Origin of the sequence: Alteromonas sp. ALT199, from assembly GCF_018619335.1 — a bacterium.
In the GTDB taxonomy this organism is placed as follows: Bacteria; Pseudomonadota; Gammaproteobacteria; order Enterobacterales; family Alteromonadaceae; genus Alteromonas.
Genome location: NZ_JAHHDX010000084.1, coordinates 102,390 through 121,064, shown reverse-complemented (window position 1 = coordinate 121,064; position 18,675 = coordinate 102,390). Strand labels below are relative to the sequence as shown.

The window sequence follows — 18,675 nt, the reverse complement described above, 5'->3', positions numbered from 1 at the left end:
TCTTTTCAGATTGGAGAATAGTTGTCAGTGTTTTTATCTTATAACTATGTATCGAAATTCAAACCTATTCTTCTAACTAATACTTTGTTTCTTAAATGATGTTGTAGTCTGATTATACGTCTAGATATATGACGGTGTTGAAGGACTAGCATGGTAAACAGAAATGGAATTGGCGCTAAGTTGTTTATAGTCGCAAGTGTGATAGTTATTAATAGTTTAGGAGTTCTATACTTCGCGCGTGATAGTTTCAAGCTACCTCAATTCCTGCATCTCGTATTCGAGCTTACAGAAGCTAAACTTCAGGGAAAAAGTAATCAAGAAATCTCTATACCTAATGTTTTACGTTCACAGTCAGAAATTTCTATTGGCCAAAATAGTTTAGAGCCTAAGGCAAATTCTGAAGTCAGATATAGACAAAGTACTTCTCGAATAGGTGAGCATGAAGCCCCTCACGCATATAAATGTTTAGACAAGATAAAACCACCCGAGAGAAAGACAATTTATACATGGACAGATGGGAAAGGCGTTAAGCATATAAGTGACTCTCCTAGGAAACTGAACAGTAATACTTCAGTACAAGTAGCCAAAATAATTAACCCAGAGGCTATTTCGCTTAACTTTCTCTCGCATAATTTACCGTTTGACGTTCAGCGCGCGGTACGAGGAAGAGTACAAGAAGCATTAGATGCTTTTGCGCCTGTTACACCTACCGAATCAATGGTTCCTGTTGTAGCTAACATAAGGAGTTTCCGCGATAAGGGTGCGTATGAAAAATATAGCAAGCGTTTTAATCTTTCTATACCCACAAGCACAGGCTTTTATTCTTCGGGCAGAAATGAATCTGCCATTTTGATTCGGAACAATAAGGAAACACTCCAAACTATAACGCATGAGGTAATGCATACCATTAATCGATATTGGTATGGCCAAGTGGCGAAATGGTTGAATGAAGGAATGGCGGAATATTCAGAAACCCCGGGAAATTTGACTGACAGCGCATGGGTTAATCATTTTAAAAGTAATCAGCCGCTAGTATTGACCACACTCTTTGAAGGGACGGAGAGTAGTTGGCGCCAAGATCCGCATCAATTCTATGCTTCTAGTTGGGCTTTCGTTGCTTTTCTAATGAGCGACAACCAAGATTTTATGAGCCGACTTTTACTGTTAGAAAGCGAAAATGGCTGTGAAGAGCTTTCAATGAGCGATATTCAGCGATTATACGGAAGAAATATCGCAGCGCTGGACGGTGATTTTAGACGCTGGTTTAGAAGTAAGTTTCATTAAACTATCCGCCAATGTTACCGCCAATCTTCCAACTGCTGCAACGCCTTAATACGGTCACGTTGCAGAGCGAACGCTTCAAACACGTCATCAAAGTTTGTGTTATTTGGCTTAAGGTTAGGTAGGGCTAAATTGGCTTGACTAAAAAACTCAGTTTGATTGTTTTGCCAGCCTTGTTTCCACCAAGAAACGATTAGCTCACGAGAGTTAGAAATCTTCAAACCGGTGGGCAGTTTATCGGATTTGCGAGCGTTTATACTCGACTGAGTCGGTAGTAAATTCCACAGGTCGTTATTGGGCCATCGCGCAAAAGGAAATGCATGATCGATAGCGTAGCCAGAAAGTTTTAGCCGCTTTCCAGACCAGCAGCATGCAACGCCTTCATTGCTGAGTAACTCATTAACTCGTTTTCGAATTTTAAAAGTGGAGCGTTCTGGGTCTTCCCACCGAAGTGCATTTAGATAATCGACTTTAGTAAACGGCCTTTGTTTGTTTAAACCATAACCTGCCATTAAAGATGACCACTCGTTAATCAATGTCGGCTCTATCCACACGCTAAACTGAGTTAATGAGTCCCAAATATGCACGGGCACATAGAACTTTCCTAACGAAGACAAAAAATCGAAATCTAATAATAAATCGGTTTTAGGTTTTCTAGTTTTATTGAGCTCAACGTTGAAAACACCTTTATCAGTACCAGGCAACGTGGTGTGTTTGGCGGGCATATTTTTTACAGTCGAAGCGATGTCTTTTAGAGTTCGGTAAATCGCCTGTACCGTTGCACTATCTGAATAGTGCGCGCCAATATAAAAATCATTACTAGAAAAGGCTTTAATCTGCTGCCAACCTTCAGTTGTAATAAATCCCAACCCTCTACTAGAGTTGCTGTTTTGTTGCATTTCGAATTTATCAATTAACGGTTTATAAAGCTTCAACCAATAAAGAGCTACTAATCCAACAGGCAGAATTACGTGTTCGTTAGTCTGTTCTATAACCGCGCCCGGATGGCCTTCGGCTATTCTGAGTAGTGTCCGTAAAAGTGCAACCTTGTACGTTGAGGATTTACTGTCGTTTATTACAATGTTTCTAATTAAAGGAAATGCCCCGGTGCCGTTGTCGGGTAACGTGAGTAAAACCGTTTGCCATTGGACATCAACACGGCCCAATTCATCGTTCGATTTTTCAGGGGTAAGTAGTCGATAGGTAAGCCCGAATTGACTTGCAAACTTAGCCAGTTCGTCTGCTGAAACAGGGTGCATGGTGCGTTCGTCAGCGCAGTCACCATGGCGCAAAGATATAATTAGTTTACCGTTGGGTTTTAATAGCGAAGATAGTTTTCTAAAGGCGCGTTCTCGGGATGATGGCGGGATGTGCATCCAAACTGCACTTAGAAGGATTAGGTCAAATTTTGTTTGTAGACGAAAAACTTCAGTTAGTTCAGGTAATGAATCGGATATCCAGTGAATAGGACTAGAGACCGTATAGGCTTGCGCAAGTTCTCGAATGCCAGAGGCGGGTTCAACTGCGACTACACCTAAGCCTTTTGCAGCTAAATAACGAGCATCGCGACCGGAACCAGCACCTACATCCAGCACCATTCCTTCTTTAGGTATTGCCTGTAACCAGTCTTTGTGAACAGACTCGAAGGGAATGCTGTCATATTCATTAGCCAGAGCAGAGGCGTTAGTTGAGTAATACGTTATATTTATAGTCAAGGCGTTAACTTTGTGGCATTTCCATCGTCATCGTTATTTTCTAAATCATTTCTTTTGCAAATACAAATCCAAACTATGCCATGCGTTCCTGCGCCATAACATTGTGTAATATGGGAACAACTCGTCCCCCCAGAATAACAACCAACAGCAATAGAAAGGAATGTTTACATTCAGTATTCCCCAGCAATGGATGCTGATTAAGCAGTATTGAATGGGGATGTGATTGCTCGGTATGCCAACCTGACCGACTTACCCAATTAGAGCTTCACGGTAATACATATCACGAGACAATTTGTTGTAGCGATGCCTGCTCGTCTGCTTACTCGTTTATCGATATATTATGGTAGGGCGCCGGACTGGGCACTTAAATCGCAATCTTATTGATTAAAAATTGATCAATTTAGTTTTTTTAGACTATGCTTACATACGCAGATAGGGAGGTACTGCACACAGAACAAAAATAACAATCTGGTTCTGAGGATAAGAATATGGATATCAGTTTGCTTTTAAATATGGTCGCGACAGCAGTTATTGTCATTACGTTTTCAATTGTACGTTTTAACGCTTGGCCGAGAGAATCGCTGGCAGGAATTAAAGGAAAGCCTTCCGATTTTATCAGTGTAAAACGCTTCTTGGCGTTTTTTAGTCTGTATGTGTTATCTGTACTTTTAATGATACTTGTTCTTCATGGTATTCCTGAACTCGCCAATTATCCCGCCATTTCTCACCTTTTCAGCGGCTTAAATATGCCTGAAAACGGTGACTCTTATGCTTTTTGGGCGCTCGCTGTCGTGTGCTTAGTAAGTGTTCCCCCGCTGAAAAAGTATGAGGAAGACTGGCGCAATCGGCTGCATATGTTAGCGCGTATACCCCGCGATGTTATGGAGTTACGCAGCCGAATAAATTCAGTAGACAGGTTCACACCGTCTGCCTTTTATTACCGCATTGCCAAAGAACAGATAGCTGAGGCAGGAAAAGAGTTTTCACCGCAGTTTAGCTTGTTGGAACAGCGCTGGCTGGAGTATTTGGAAAATTTCGAAGAAGAAAAACGCAAGGGATCTATTTTTTGGTATTTTTTGAACTGCGTTTACATGTTAACAGTGGCTAAGCAAACTTGTTCCTATCGCATTTTGGGCTCTACGGAGAGCACCGAACGAAAGTTGCAGGACTTAGGTAGCTTGATTATTACCCGTGACGGTCAAGAGAGCAGTAACTACCGGAAGGAACTCAAAGACATTATTGAATTTTTGGAAGTGTGTATTTGCAAAAGTGTCGTTAAAAAGCATGAAAATCTTACCGACAGAATACAGGCGCTGGAAAGTTACGGCTTTAAAACTAACCACGATGATTGTTTTAGGCCTAAGTTGGCCTCGTCGTTTTTTGTGTGTGGTGTGTATGTGGCATTCGTATCAGTGGTGTCAGTCCTGATGATTCAACAGGTACTAGCCAATAGCAGTCCGGTCCCAGTTACCGTGGAACGTTTTTTTACGTGGTCGCTAGGCAGTTTACTGTCGTTTCTATTGTCTATTTTTGCAGCTGCTGTGGTGGCGTCATTTGAGGGGCGTAGAGGCAATGTCAATCAGGCCGCAGCCATGTTGGTGTGTTTAGTCCTTTCTACTTTAGCTTCTGCTATCTATTTCATTGTGGTCAACGAGTTACACGTTCGTTCTGAAAGCAACCCGATAGCACGAACAACGTTAGCACTTTCGTTTGGTTTATTAAGTCCTATTGTCTATCGGGCTATTGTAACCAGTACACTCGATCCTTCAGATCTTAAACGGTTTGCTGTTGTAAATGGGCTTACGTTAGGTGTTGCGCTGGCCTTTATGCAATGTGCAGTGTCGTACACCTTTAATATGAACACTACAGCGCCTTATGTGTCTATTATGCATTTCTTTACTGCGCAGGAAAATAAAATGGCATACATGGCGGCCATTGGCTTTATGAAAGGAGCGTCACTGGGGTTGTTTATCTCGTTTTTCATTCAACATACAAAACGATCGCAGCTACTTAAAAGCTTACGCCAATTTCCGCGTAAAGAAGTGGAAATACCGGTCAGACTTTCAGAAAGTGGGCCGCCCGCACTGGTCTTAGATATTTCACAAGCCGGCATGAAAATTACCGCACAGACACTACATAATGTTGGAGACAAGGTGAAGGTTGAAATATTTAATGGCGGGACAATAGATGCTTTGGTTCGTTGGACTAAAAGAAAGTCGAGAAGGCGTTTTGAAGTAGGTTTGCTGGTTCCCTGCCACAATGTACCTACGCAAAACTTTTTATTACAAGAAGGGTTATAAATACACGAAGTAAAAAAAGCCGCTTAATCGATAACTAAAAATTGGGTTGGCAGAAATGACTATTTGTACCTAAAAATTGTTGTATGCATTGAAGCTCAACAACTAAATGCAGTGGCACCATATCGGTGCCACATTATCCCGTCACCACTTCAACCGTAACCCACTTCACGTCATCTCGCTTTAAACCATCCTGACTCGGAACTGGGTTTAAATTGCGTGCAGCTAATCCGTTGCTTTTTGCTAAAGTTACCAACTCCTCATAGCTGACAGGGTGCATGGGCCTTGCCTCATCATTGGGGCCGAATCGAAGGCTTATATACATTGTTCCGCTGTCTGAAAGCAGCTCCGCCAAACGTTTTAACGCGTGTGGACGTTCCGTTTCGGGCAAGTGCATCCACACGGCAGAAAGTAGTATTAGGTCGTATGCCTTTATTGCTTGGGGTAGGGCGGTAAGCGCGGGTAGCAGGGCGTTACACCATGTAACACTGTTATGTGAGTTGGCCTGTGCTAGGTTTCTTAGCTCATCGGCAGGCTCTGCGGCTATTACTTTCCATCCTTGTTCGGCTAACCAGTTGGCGTCACGGCCGCTTCCAGCACCTACGTCCAAGGCTGTGCCTGCTTTGACGTTTTGTAGTAATGCTTTCCAGTCGCTGTGCACACTTTCGGCGTCTACCGAGTTGTATAAATCGAAATAGTGCTGTGCTTTTTCACTGTAGTGTTCAATTGTTTTTGTCACTGTGAACAGAGTCCATTCGTTGTTTTAATTTAATTTACCGCATGCCTTAATACTCGGCTAGTAAAGCCAACCTACCAAAAGTTTGATCCAGCGCAAAGTCTAAAGTGCACTACTCAGTATACTTAAGCTATTAACCTTGGCGTTTTCGCCACTTCTCACCTTTATTGTTAAACCACAGGGAGCGCCGCTGTGAAAAAAACGCCGTTTATTCTATCTATTATGTTCGTTGTGTTTTTGGTTGTGGTTGTTAGCACTATCTTTAGTGGCCCTGAAAATGTAGATGTGGTGTCGGGGAACGGGCGTATTGAAGCTACTGAAATTGGTATTTCAGCTAAGGTGGCAGGTCGTGTAGAAGAAATTTATGTGAACGAAGGTGACAGAGTAACGGCGGGTGATGTGGTCGCTAAACTCGATACCACTACCATTAATAGCCAGCTTCAGCAGGCCAAGGCACAGCGTCAGCAAGCCAAAAGTGCGGTAGAAGCTGCAAATATGGCTGTTGCACAGCGCCAAAGTGAAAAATCAGCACTTCAAGCTGCCTTGCTACAAACTAAAGCCGAGCTAAAAGCAGCCGAGGCTCATGCTGCCCGCACTAATGAATTGGCAAAAACGGGCGCAGTGTCTAAGCAATTGGCAGAAGATAACCTAACCACTGTTGAAAGTGCAAAGGCAGCAGTAAACGCTGCTAATGCTCGTTTAACCGCGGCCGATGCCACCATTGAAGCTTCGCGTGCGCAATACTATTCTGCACAGGCGGCAGTAAGTGCGGCCGATGCAACCATTGCGCAAATTCAGTCTGAAATAAACGATATGGTGTTAAAAGCACCACGCAGTGGACGTATTCAATACCGTGTTGTAGAGCCTGGTGAAGTTGTTGGCGCAGGTGGCCGTGTGCTTAGTTTGGTTGACCTAACAAACGTATACATGACATTCTTTTTACCTGCCTCGCAGGTGGGCAAGCTAACAATGGGCGGTGAAGCTCGTATTGTGCTTGATGCTGCGCCCGATATCGCTATTCCGGCCACCATTTCTTACGTTGCCGATGTAGCGCAATTTACACCTAAGTCGGTTGAAACCCAAAGCGAACGAGAAAAGCTAATGTTCAGGGTTAAAGCGCAAATTCCTGTAGATTTGTTAAAGCAGCACATTGAAAAAGTGAAAACAGGGCTGCCAGGTGAAGTATGGGTAAAGTTAAATGACAACGCTGAATGGCCTAGCGACCTACCTGAGCTTGTCGACTAATGAGCAACATTATTGAGTGCAATGCTCTAACGGTTCGTTACAAAAGCACCACTGCCATTCACAATATTGCCCTTTCTATTCCCGCAGGCCTGACGGTAGGCATTATTGGGCCTGACGGTGTGGGAAAATCTACGTTGCTCTCGCTTATTGCCGGCGAGCGAGTTATGCAAGAGGGGCAGTTGCAGGTACTTGGTGGCGATATGCATGATGAAAAGCACCGCACCGCTATATGTTCCGATATTGCATACATGCCGCAAGGGTTAGGTAAAAACTTATACCCCACGCTATCGGTAGAAGAAAACTTACAGTTTTTTGCCAAACTTTTTGGGCATAATCGCGCGCAGCGTCGCATTCGAATAGATAACCTTACCAAGCGAACTGGGCTTTATCCGTTTTTATCGCGCCCAGCTGGTAAGTTGTCTGGTGGTATGAAGCAAAAGCTCGGTTTATGCTGTGCCTTAATACACGACCCCCGCTTACTTATTTTAGACGAACCCACCACAGGGGTAGACCCCCTTGCCCGCAGTCAATTTTGGTCGCTTATTAAAGATATCCGCAAAGCCCAGCCGAATATTACGGTACTGGTAGCTACGGCCTATATGGATGAAGCCCAACAGTTCGATCACCTAATAGCGTTAAATGCAGGTGAAATACTGGCAAGTGGCTCGCCAAAGGCACTGCTTGAGGAAACGCAAACCACCAATTTAGAAGCGGCATTTATAGCGCTTTTACCCGCAGACGCAAAGCATCAGCATCGCAGCGTAGTTGTGCAGCCTTATAAGGCTAGTGAGCATACGCAAACTGCTATTGAAGCTAAAAATCTTACTATGAAGTTTGGCGATTTTACGGCGGTAAATAACGTTAGCTTTACTATTGGGAAAGGTGAAATTTTTGGCTTTCTAGGGTCGAACGGCTGTGGTAAGTCTACCACCATGAAAATGCTTACCGGCCTTTTACCGCAAACCTCTGGCGAGGCATGGTTACTGGGCAGCCCGCTTGCTGCTAATGATATTAGTACCCGCTACCGCGTAGGTTATATGTCGCAAAGCTTTTCTTTGTATACCGAACTAACCGTGCGGCAAAACCTTGTACTTCATGCCAAGCTATTCAAAGTAGCAAGCAAGGTACTAAATTCGCGGGTAGATGAAATGCTTAATCGCTTTGCCTTAAGCCATCACCAACACAGCTTACCTAACGATCTTCCATTAGGTATTCGCCAGCGTCTGTCTCTGGCTGTGGCCATGGTTCATAAACCTGAAGTATTAATACTAGATGAACCCACTTCTGGCGTAGATCCCGTAGCCCGAGATAACTTTTGGCAGCTACTTATTTCTCTAGCAAGAAAAGACGGCGTAACCATTTTTATCTCTACTCATTTTATGAATGAGGCAGTACGTTGCGATAGAATTTCGCTAATGCATGCAGGCGAAGTGTTGGTAACCGACACACCAGAGGGGATAAAAGCGTCTAAATCTGCCGATACTTTAGAAAGCGCGTTTATCGATTACTTGGTTGAAGCACAAACGCCAGCGAACCAGACTCAAAAGCCAGAGCAAAGCGCACAAGAAAGTTTTAGCGCAAATGAAACCACACCACCAAGCAAACGCGCAAAAGGCTTGCGACGGTTGTTAAGCTACGCCTCGCGTGAAACCCTTGAACTTATTCGCGACCCTATTCGCTTAACTATGTCGTTCTTAGGCAGCATGGTGTTAATGGTGGTTATTGGCTATGGCATTACTATGGATGTTGATGACTTAAGCTATGCTGTATTCGACCGCGACCAAACTTCTACTAGCCTTAACTATCGCAATGCTTTATCGGGCTCACGCTATTTTAACGAGCAACCTGCCATAACCAGTTACGCCGATATGGACAGGCGAATGAAAAGCGGTGAGTTATCTTTGGCCGTGGAAATTCCCCCCGAATTTAGCCAAAAACTGCATAAGGGCGAGCAGGTGGAAATAGGGGCATGGATTGATGGCTCTATGCCTTCACGAGCAGAAACGATAGAGGGTTATGTAACAGGTATTCACTTGAAATGGCTTTTGCAGCAAGCTTCACAAGCTAGCCAAGTGCAGTCGACCAGCAGTATTAATGTGGAATCACGCTATTTATATAATCCAGATGTTCAAAGCTTAGTAGCAATCGTACCTGCGGTAATGCCCATGTTATTGTTGATGATTCCTGCGCTTCTAACGTCGTTGGCGGTGGTGCGTGAAAAAGAGCTAGGCTCAATAATCAATTTGTACGTCACGCCAGTTACACGCATCGAATTTTTGGTGGGCAAGCAACTCCCTTATATCGCTACTTCGTTTGTTAGCTTCTTGCTGTTAGTTGCAATGGCAGTGTGGCTTTTCGATATCCCACTAAAAGGGGATATAGTGGCGTTGTGCTTTATAACGTTGTTATTCGTTACTTTTTCTACCAGCTTTGGTTTGTTGGCTTCAGTTTTTACGAACAGTCAAATTGCCGCAATTTTGCTTACCACCATTGGCACCATGGTTCCGGCTGTGCAGTTTGCAGGCATGATAACGCCAGTTTCTGCTTTAGAAGGGGCAGGGCGCTTAATAGGTGAGCTTCACCCCATCAGTTATTTTTTAACGGCTAGCCGGGGAATATTTAGCAAAGGGTTAGGCTTTGGCACGCTTGATTTTGTAGTGTTTGCCATTGCTATTTCTATTCCAATTACACTGTGGCTTGCCACTGTTTTGTTGCGCAAGCAGGAGCGCTAAACCGTGGAAATTAAAAATGTAACCCAGTTAAGTATAAAAGAGCTTTGGAGTCTATGGCGCGACCCGGCCATGCTTATTCTCATTGCTTATGTGTTTACGGTAAACATCTACACGGCGGCCACTGCGGTACCCGAATCTTTGCACAATGCGCCCATTGCCTTTGTTGATCACGACAACTCGCAGATATCTAATCGAGTGATAGATGCTTTTTACCCTCCCTATTTTCTAGCGCCAGACATCATTGAAAGTAATGAAGCCGACACGTATTTAGACACAGGTAAATATACTTTTGTGGTTACCATTCCCCCTGAGTTTGAAAAAGACATTATGGCCGGGTTACAGCCCGACGTTCAGGTTAACGTTGATGCCACGCGTATCAGCCAGGCGTTTACCGGTAATGGCTACATTACTGAAATAATCACCGATGAAGTAAACGCATATTTACAGGGTTATAAGTCTGACACGGTTTACCCTGTCGAACTGATTATGCGAGCCCGCTTTAACCCCGCGCTCGAAAGCTTTTGGTTTGGTTCTGTTATGGAGCTTATTAATGCTGTAACAATGGTAGCTATAATTTTGTCTGGGGCTGCGCTTATTCGAGAGAAAGAGCGTGGCACCATAGAGCACTTGTTAGCTATGCCAGTATCAGACAGTGAAATTATGCTGTCTAAACTATTGGCCTCGGGGGTAGTTGTGTGGGTTGCTACCTTGCTTTCGGTTTATCTAATCATTCAGTGGGTACTGGCGGTGCCTATCAATGGCGAAATATGGCTTTTTATGGTGGCTGCTGCTTTACAATTATTCGCCGTATCGAGTATGGGTATTTTTATGGCCACTATTGCGCGTTCTATGCCCCAGTTCGGGTTGTTACTCATCTTAGTCTTACTGCCTCTACAGTTACTATCTGGTGGTGTAACACCAAGAGAAAGCATGCCTGAATTCATTCAATACGCAATGTTGCTAATGCCCAATACGCACTTCGTAATGGCTTCCCAAGGGGTATTGTATCGAGGGGCGGGCGTTAGCGTTATATACCCTCAGTTGTTGGCGCTTTTAGCTATTGGTTGTGCGTTTTATTTTATAGCGCTTAAAAGGTTTAAAAGCACCATTGGTAGTATGGCTTAAAAGCGTTATCTAGTTTTGGTTCCAGTCTCTGTTTGGTTGTCCTATTTTTAATATAAATAGTAATAATTATCATTTAAATTAATTTTGGTCTGTTTTATACTCCTGCCCGAAAATATTCTAACCCTTCAAAATCAATAACAGAGAAAACCATGAAATTAAGCAGTTTATTTGCCCTAACGCCTATCGCGTTTGCATTGTCGGTAAATGCGCAAACTACGCAAAACGATACGGTAGAAGTTAAAGAAGCAGACGTTGAAAAAATTCGTATTGTTGGCGTTCGTCAAAACCGCGTTAGCCGCGGTGCAACGGGCTTAACCATGGAAATTAGCGAAACGCCGCAGTCTATTAGCATTCTTTCTGAAGACTTAATGCAGTCGTTTGGTGCGTTTAATATTAATGATGCGCTAAAGCTTGCGCCGGGTATTAACGTAGAAGAGTGGGAAACCAACCGTACTAACTACACCGCCCGTGGTTTTGAAATTAAAAACACTCAAATTGATGGTGTGGGCCTGCCGAACGACTGGGGCATTGTTACCGGCTCTGTCGAAGCGTATGGTTATGAAGAAATTGAAGTTATTCGTGGTGCTAACGGCCTGCTAACCGGTGTGGGTAATGCGTCAGGTACCATTAACTATGTACGTAAGCGTCCAACTAATGAAGAGGGCGGTGAGATTGGTGCAAGCATTGGCTCGTACAACTTTAAGCGTGTACAGGGCGACTATTCAATGCTGCTTACCGAAGACGGCAGCTGGGCAGCCCGTGTAGTAGCAAGTGTTGAAGATAAAGAGTCACACCTTGATGGCCTAGAGAACGATCGCAGCTTTGTGTACGGTGTTATCGACGGCCAATTAACCGACAATGCTACCGTAACGTTTGGGTTGTCTTATCAAGATGCGAATACCGACGGCAACACCTGGGGCGGGCTAGTGTTTAACTATACCGATGGCACCCAAGCCGAGTGGGACATTAGCGATACCACTGCTCAAGAGTGGACGAAATGGGATACCGAAACCACCAATGCGTTTGTAGAGCTAGACTATGTGTTCGATAACGATTGGCAGCTACTACTTAGCTATAACTACCGCGACTTTGAAGATCAAAGTAAACTGTTTTACGCCTACGGCGCAATTGATAAAGACACGGGTTTAGGCCTTGTTGGCTGGCCAGGTCGTTACGACTCTGAGCGCGATTCTCATCTTGTAGAAGGCCGAGTATTTGGTGATTTCGAGCTGTTTGGCCGCAATCATGAAGTGAACTTTGGTGTAAGTCACGCTACTAGCGACGATGTGTCTTCTGCTCACTCATTTGATTACGCTACTACGCCTGCATTCGGCCCAACGCCAGCGTTCCCTTACGCGTTGAATGCTATTGCCGAGCCTGATTGGCTAGCTGCTGCCGAGTACTCGAACATTGAGCAAAACCTAACGCGTTACTTTGGTTCTGCGCGTTTCAGCGTTACCGATGAAATGCATGTAATTGCTGGTTTCAACGCTATTGATTTTGAGCGTACAGGGCAAAACGCAGGCGCGGTTATCGATAACTCAGAAAGCGAAGCCAGCCCTTACGTTGGTGCTACTTACGCGGTAACGGAAGGCTTGAACGCGTATGTAAGTTATTCAGATGTGTACCAGCCGCAAGAACAGTACGACATTAACGGTCAGTACCTAGACCCAACAAAAGGCCAAAACTTTGAGGCGGGCGTGAAAGCCCAGTGGTTTGATGACCGTTTATTAACAACGTTCGCTTACTTTACCGCAGAGCAAGACAACCTAGCCGCCTATGCGGGCACTAACCCAGAAACGCTGCAGTATTACTATGAAGGCGTGTCGGTAGAGTCTGATGGTTTTGAAATTGAAGTGGCGGGGCAGGTAACCGATGCGCTGCGTGTTAATGCGTCTTATACCGCTATCGACGTAGAAGACGAGCAAGGCAATGATGCTAACCTATGGGCGCCGCGCGACGTAGTAACCTTCCAAATAGCGTACACAGTGCCACAAGCACCTGAAGTGGAAGTAGGCTTTGGCGGTCGTTGGCAGTCTGAAATAAGCAATGTTGATTATAACGTTGAACAAGGTGCCTATTTCTTGGGTAATTTGTATGCATCGCGCGCGTTTACTGAAGACCTAACGGTTCGCATGAACATTAACAACATCTTTGATAAGAAGTACATCAACAGCCTACATACCGTGGGTTACTACGGCGCTGGCATTAACGCGCAGTTAAGTGCTTCGTATAGCTTTTAATTGAAGCGCTATTAAATGGCAAAGGTAGCTAATCTTTTAGGATTAGCTGCCGCTTGTCTAATAACTACGCTGATTACAAAACCTTAAGAATAATTAACCCTTCTACTTTCAGCTCGCTTTACCTTAAGTAAAAGCGGCCCTAAATCCCATCCTTCAGAAAGCCCAAAAGCGAAACTATCCTAAAGACTAATATAAATTAAGCCTTATGAGTGATAATTATCTCTTTCAGGGTTCTTTTTTAGTTATTCCATTCTAATTATTCGATGTTTATTAGTGTAACTGTCATGCATATTTATTGGCAGTCACTGCTAAATATTACCCACGCCAATAATAAAAATATAAAAACCATATAAAAAACAACAAGTCTTGAAGGAGAAACACAGTGGATCAAGGTAACTTCCCTAAGGGGAAAAAACTTAATCGAATAACCTCAGCCATTATTGCTAGTTCTTTACCGTTTTTTGCGGCAATGTCAGCGCCAACTTTTGCACAAGAAGCAGAAGAAAAAGCAGAAGACGTTGAAAACATCATTGTAACCGGTACGCGTATGAGCAACCGCTCAGCGGCAGATTCACCCGTGCCGGTAGACGTCATTACCGGCGATGAATTCCGTCAAAACTCATCTAGCGACGTGCAAGACATGCTGCGTACTAACGTACCGTCGTTCGATGTGAATACCCAGCCAATCAGTGACGCAGCTACCATTGTGCGCCCGGCAAACATGCGCGGTCTATCGCCAGATAACGTGTTGGTGTTGGTAAACGGTAAGCGTCGTCACCGTGGCTCTATCATTTCTTTCCTAGGTGGTGGTATTTCAGATGGTGCACAGGGTGTTGATATTTCGGCAATTCCATCACTTGCTTTGAAGCAAGTAGAAGTACTGCGTGACGGTGCATCGTCACAATACGGTTCAGACGCTATTGCAGGTGTACTTAACTTCTTGCTTCGCGACGACGATGAAGGTTTTGAGTTCCGCGCAAACTATGGCTCTACCTATGAAGGCGATGGCGACAACTACACTATTTCAGCTAACGCCGGTTTCTCGCTAGGCGCAGACGGCTTTGTAAATATCACAGGTGAAATTCGCGATGTTGAAGGTACCGTACGCTCAGTCGTGCGTGACGACGTACAAGGTATGGTCGATGCCGGTTACTTAAGTCAGTCAGATTTTTCTACCATTAATACCTATACCAATGAAGTACCTCAGTATTGGGGCCAGCCAGACGTAGAAGACGACTATAAAGTATTTATTAACTCAGCGTACGAGCTAAACGACAAAGCCGAGCTTTACTTATTTGGTAACTACGGTAAACGTACGGTTACCGGTGGTTTCTTCTACCGTAACCCGGTAACGGAAGGAAGCCAGCGCGGCGGTGTATATGCAGGCCCAACGGTTGACCCACTAACAGGTTTAGCCGACCCAGACGGCGTACACTCAGTACTTGTTGGCGACCTAGACGGTGTAGGCGTAGGTGGAAGCTGTATTGACGGTATTCCAATTGGCGGTGAAGGCAATGTATTCCCAGACCCAACATTCCTAGCACAAGTACAGGCTGACGATAACTGTTTCTCGTTCATTGAAACCATCCCAACGGGCTTTGTACCGCGCTTTGGTGGCGATAACGAAGACATGGCGTTTACCGTAGGTGTACGTGGTGACTTAGAAATTGGTAACGGCTTAGGCTACGACTTCAGTGCACAGCGGGGCTCTAACCGTACTGACTTTTTCATTAAGAACACCATTAATGCGTCTTTAGGCCCAGATACACCGCGTGATTTTGTGCCTGGTGGACAAGAGCAAACCGAAACCTTGGTTAACCTTAACTTTGTATACGGTGTAGATGTAGGTTTAGCATCTGACTTAAACGTTGCGTTTGGTGCAGAATACCGCAAAGAAGAGTTTGATTTGTTTGCCGGTGATGAAGCGTCTTACGCACTAGGCCCGCTAGCAAGCCAAGGCTTCTCGTCTAGCTCGAACGGTTTTGGTGGTTTCCCTCGTGATACCAGCTCGTCGCAAGACAGCAACGCGGTTTATATTGATTTAGAAGCTGATGTTACCGATCAACTAACCTTACAAGCAGCGTTGCGTCGTGAAGACTTCAGTGAGTTTGGCGATACTACCGACTTTAAACTAGCGGGTATTTTCCACGTAACTGACGATTTCCGTTTACGCGGAGCGTACTCAACCGGTTTCCACGCGCCAACAGCGGGGCAGGCAAGCATTACTAACGTTACCACGCAAAACGTAAACGGCGTGCTGATTGACCAAGGTACATTGCCATTGTCATCGGCGGCAGGTCAGCTAGCGGCAGATTTCATTGAAAGCCAAGGTAACGGACGCCCAGACTTAGGGCCAGAGGAAGCAGTTAACTTCTCGTTTGGTGCGTCAATTGATGTGGCAGACATGAGCTGGACCATCGATTTCTACAACATCGAGATGGAAAACCGTGTTGCCCTAGGTGCTAATGTTAACTTCCTAGAGGCGCTTAACTTTGCAGGTGGCGGTACAGACTACGCAACCGTATCTGAAGCGCTTACCGAGCTTGATGCATCGGGTGTTATCAACCGTTCAGACTTTATTGGTCTAGACGACCTATCACAGTTCCGCTTCTTCTCGAACAGCTTCGACACCACTACACGCGGTATCGACATCGTAGGTAACTACAGCTTCGATTTATGGGAAGGTAATTCACGTATTACGCTAGCGGCAAACTACAACGAAACAGAAGTGGACGATGTAGGTACGCTTAACCCAATTGGCGAAGGCCGTGTTGCTGCAATTGAAGACTTACTGCCAAACCTTCGCGGTAATATTTCATGGACCCACACGCAAGGCGCACTTCGCACCCTAGTTCGTGCTAACTACTACGGTGGTTGGGACGACACTGGTAATGGCGTAGATGGTATTGATGCGGCTATCTTGATAGACGTAGAAGCCAAATACTCTTATAGCGAAAACTTAGATCTTGTTGTTGGTGTAAACAACTTGTTCGACGAATACCCAGAAGAAAACCCTAGCGCAGGAAGCTTAGGTCAGCTTTATTCTGAGTCTAGCCCGTTTGGTTTCAACGGTGGTATGTGGTACGTGCAGGCACGCTACACTTACTAAGCCAGTTTTAGCTAGGTAATAAGCTAACTAGCTAGTTTATAAGTAAAATAAAATGCCGTTTCTTATTGCAAGAAGCGGTATTTTTTTTGACTGAAATTTGTTCAGCTGCTAGTTTGAGTAGTATACAAATGAAACAACGAGGATGTTGACTGTGATAAACCCACGGAAAAATGGATTTCATGCTATAAAAACTGCTGCGCTTTCGCTGGCGCTTGTGGCTAGCTTTCAAGTAACTGCGCAAAATGACAAAGAAAATGTAGAAACCATTGAAGTATTTGGCCAAAAGACTACACCGCAATTAAAAAGAGCATTCGATAATCAGCGCTTCGAATTCTTAGAACTGTACAATAGCATCAATGAAACTGCGAAGTTCGATGTTATCTGCAAGTATCAAAAACCCATTGGCAGCAAAATTGCCCGCAAAAGCTGTGAACCCCGCTATGTAAAAGATTTTCGCGCTATGAAGATTCAAACGTCTTCTACCGGTACGGGCATCGACTTTAATCGCTTACCTAGCGATGATCATATTCGCTTTCTAACAAGCGACACGCGCGAAGAAGCTTTTGAGCATGTTGCCGCGCTCATTGCCACACACCCAGAACTATTTGATAGCTTTACTAAACTAGACGCTATTCACCAGCGCATTAAGCAACGTGAAGAAGATAACTAACTCTTCGCGCTTCTTCGAACCTATAAAAAATGCGGCATTAAGCCGCATTTTTTGTATCAATTATGACTACTGATACTTTTTAAGCTCTAACCGAGACACCATGCCTTTATGCACTTCGTCAGGGCCGTCAGCTAGGCGAAGGGCTCTGGCGCCTGCGGCAAAGCGCGCAAGTGGGAAGTCGCTACACATACCTGCGCCACCGTGAATTTGTAATGCCATATCTACTACACTTTGTAGCATGTTTGGCACCACTACTTTGATGGCCGAGATCTCTGTCATGGCGTGCTTAACACCTAAATTATCAATCTTCCACGCCGCATGAAGGGTAAGTAATCGCGCTTGCTCTATTGCCATGCGAGCATCGGCTACGCGTTCTAAATTACCGCCTAAACGGATGATAGGCTTTCCAAACGCAACGCGCTCATGACCGCGTTTAAGCGCAAGCTCTAATGCTTTTTCTGCCATGCCGATAGCGCGCATGCAGTGGTGAATACGGCCCGGGCCTAAGCGACCTTGAGCTATCGCAAACCCTTTGCCTAAACCCATTACAATGTTGTTTTTACTTACGCGTACATTATCAAAGTGCATTTCACCGTGGCCGTATGGCGCATCGTAATCGCCGTAGGCATCTAGCATACGCTTTATGGTAATTCCTGGTGTATCTAGTGGCACTATCACCATGCTGTGACGGCTGTGTTTGTCATTGTCAGGGTTCGATAAACCCATGAATATTGTGAAGGCCGCGTTAGGGTGCCCTAAGCCTGTCGACCACCATTTCTTGCCGTTAATAACGACGTCGTCACCATCTTCAATAATGGTTGCGGCCATGTTGGTGGCATCAGACGATGCAACATCTGGCTCGGTCATGCCAAATACTGAACGAATTTCACCAGCCAGTAAGGGTTTTAGCCACTGTTCTTTTTGTGCATCATTACCGAAGTGATAAAGCACTTCCATGTTGCCAGTATCAGGCGCATTACAGTTAAATATTTCAGGGGCAAATAAGTATTTACCCATGCGTTCAGCCATTGGCGCATATTCAAGCGTGGTAAGGCCCTGGCCTAATTCAGCATCGGGTAAAAATAAGTTAGCTAAGCCTGCTTCACGTGCTTTGACTTTAAGTGCTTCTGTACCAGGGTGCAGCTTCCAGCTTTTCCAATCGCCGTGATTATTCTCTTTATGATGAAAGTCGTAAACTTCATTTTCAATCGGCGCTATATGCTCAGCAATAAAGTTATCTAGCTTTTCTAGCAAGGCTTTCGTTTTGTCGTTATGTGAAAAATCCATAGGGCACCTTTTTAATTTGTTTTGCACTTAAAATTAGCGTTTTGTTTCGCATCGCGCATTTAACGTCGCTTAAAAGCCGCAAACTTCAATGCTTAAAAGCAGCGGGTTAAAGCTTCATATCGCCTATTCGGGCAGCTTGCTCCGCTTACAAAGCAATGAAGATTGGTAATCGAGAAGGCATGCAAACTATTCGTTAAACGCATAATAATGAAACTTGATTGGTGAATGAAATGAA

At 44.7% G+C, this 18,675-nt stretch carries 11 protein-coding genes; 8 read left to right on the top strand and 3 right to left on the bottom strand.

Features of this window, described 5'->3' with window-relative positions; all coding sequences use genetic code 11:
• The first annotated feature begins 150 nt into the window (after positions 1 to 150).
• Complete coding sequence (locus tag KL866_RS08725; protein ID WP_214994666.1) at positions 151 to 1,284, top strand: DUF4124 domain-containing protein; 1,134 nt, start codon at positions 151 to 153, stop codon at positions 1,282 to 1,284.
• Positions 1,285 to 1,298: 14 nt separating this feature from the next.
• On the opposite strand, the gene KL866_RS08720 is transcribed toward KL866_RS08725, so the two are convergent.
• Positions 1,299 to 2,996 (bottom strand): class I SAM-dependent methyltransferase, encoded by a 1,698-nt coding sequence (locus KL866_RS08720; protein WP_214994664.1) that lies wholly within the window; start codon positions 2,994 to 2,996, stop codon positions 1,299 to 1,301.
• Positions 2,997 to 3,484: 488 nt separating this feature from the next.
• Between KL866_RS08720 and KL866_RS08715 the strand changes: the two genes are divergently transcribed.
• Positions 3,485 to 5,296 carry a PilZ domain-containing protein gene (locus KL866_RS08715; protein WP_214994662.1) on the top strand — a complete coding sequence of 604 codons (1,812 nt, stop codon included), beginning with the start codon at positions 3,485 to 3,487 and terminating at the stop codon, positions 5,294 to 5,296.
• 133 nt (positions 5,297 to 5,429) lie between these two features.
• On the opposite strand, the gene KL866_RS08710 is transcribed toward KL866_RS08715, so the two are convergent.
• A complete protein-coding gene (locus KL866_RS08710) occupies positions 5,430 to 6,032 on the bottom strand; it encodes a class I SAM-dependent methyltransferase (RefSeq protein WP_311236137.1) in 603 nt (200 codons plus the stop codon).
• A gap of 189 nt (positions 6,033 to 6,221) precedes the next feature.
• Here KL866_RS08710 and KL866_RS08705 point away from each other — a divergent pair, with 189 nt between their 5' ends.
• The 6 genes from KL866_RS08705 (at position 6,222) to KL866_RS08680 (ending at position 17,153) form a co-directional block, all read left to right on the top strand.
• Complete coding sequence (locus KL866_RS08705) at positions 6,222 to 7,274, top strand: HlyD family secretion protein (RefSeq protein ID WP_214994660.1); 1,053 nt, start codon at positions 6,222 to 6,224, stop codon at positions 7,272 to 7,274.
• Complete coding sequence (rbbA, locus tag KL866_RS08700) at positions 7,274 to 10,006, top strand: ribosome-associated ATPase/putative transporter RbbA (RefSeq protein ID WP_214994658.1); 2,733 nt, start codon at positions 7,274 to 7,276, stop codon at positions 10,004 to 10,006. The genes KL866_RS08705 and rbbA overlap by 1 nt, the downstream gene beginning before the upstream one ends.
• A 3-nt stretch (positions 10,007 to 10,009) precedes the next feature.
• A complete protein-coding gene (locus KL866_RS08695; protein WP_214994656.1) occupies positions 10,010 to 11,131 on the top strand; it encodes an ABC transporter permease in 1,122 nt (373 codons plus the stop codon).
• Positions 11,132 to 11,280: 149 nt separating this feature from the next.
• Positions 11,281 to 13,374, top strand: coding sequence for a TonB-dependent siderophore receptor (locus KL866_RS08690; protein WP_214994653.1), 2,094 nt, complete (start codon positions 11,281 to 11,283; stop codon positions 13,372 to 13,374).
• A gap of 382 nt (positions 13,375 to 13,756) precedes the next feature.
• Complete coding sequence (locus KL866_RS08685) at positions 13,757 to 16,483, top strand: TonB-dependent receptor domain-containing protein (protein ID WP_311236136.1); 2,727 nt, start codon at positions 13,757 to 13,759, stop codon at positions 16,481 to 16,483.
• A gap of 151 nt (positions 16,484 to 16,634) precedes the next feature.
• The gene (locus tag KL866_RS08680; protein WP_025257033.1) at positions 16,635 to 17,153 is read left to right on the top strand and encodes a hypothetical protein; all 519 of its coding nucleotides are present in this window, start codon (positions 16,635 to 16,637) and stop codon (positions 17,151 to 17,153) included.
• A gap of 66 nt (positions 17,154 to 17,219) precedes the next feature.
• On the opposite strand, the gene KL866_RS08675 is transcribed toward KL866_RS08680, so the two are convergent.
• Positions 17,220 to 18,440 (bottom strand): acyl-CoA dehydrogenase family protein, encoded by a 1,221-nt coding sequence (locus KL866_RS08675; RefSeq protein WP_214994651.1) that lies wholly within the window; start codon positions 18,438 to 18,440, stop codon positions 17,220 to 17,222.
• Positions 18,441 to 18,675: the final 235 nt, after the last annotated feature.

Bases quoted from the DNA above. Each gene is read 5' to 3' on its own strand.
- KL866_RS08725 (WP_214994666.1), top strand. From the start codon at position 151: ATGGTAAACAGAAATGGAATTGGCGCTAAGTTGTTTATAGTCGCAAGT.
- KL866_RS08715 (WP_214994662.1), top strand. From the start codon at position 3,485: ATGGATATCAGTTTGCTTTTAAATATGGTCGCGACAGCAGTTATTGTC.
- rbbA (WP_214994658.1), top strand. From the start codon at position 7,274: ATGAGCAACATTATTGAGTGCAATGCTCTAACGGTTCGTTACAAAAGC.
- KL866_RS08690 (WP_214994653.1), top strand. From the start codon at position 11,281: ATGAAATTAAGCAGTTTATTTGCCCTAACGCCTATCGCGTTTGCATTG.
- KL866_RS08675 (WP_214994651.1), bottom strand. From the start codon at position 18,440: ATGGATTTTTCACATAACGACAAAACGAAAGCCTTGCTAGAAAAGCTA.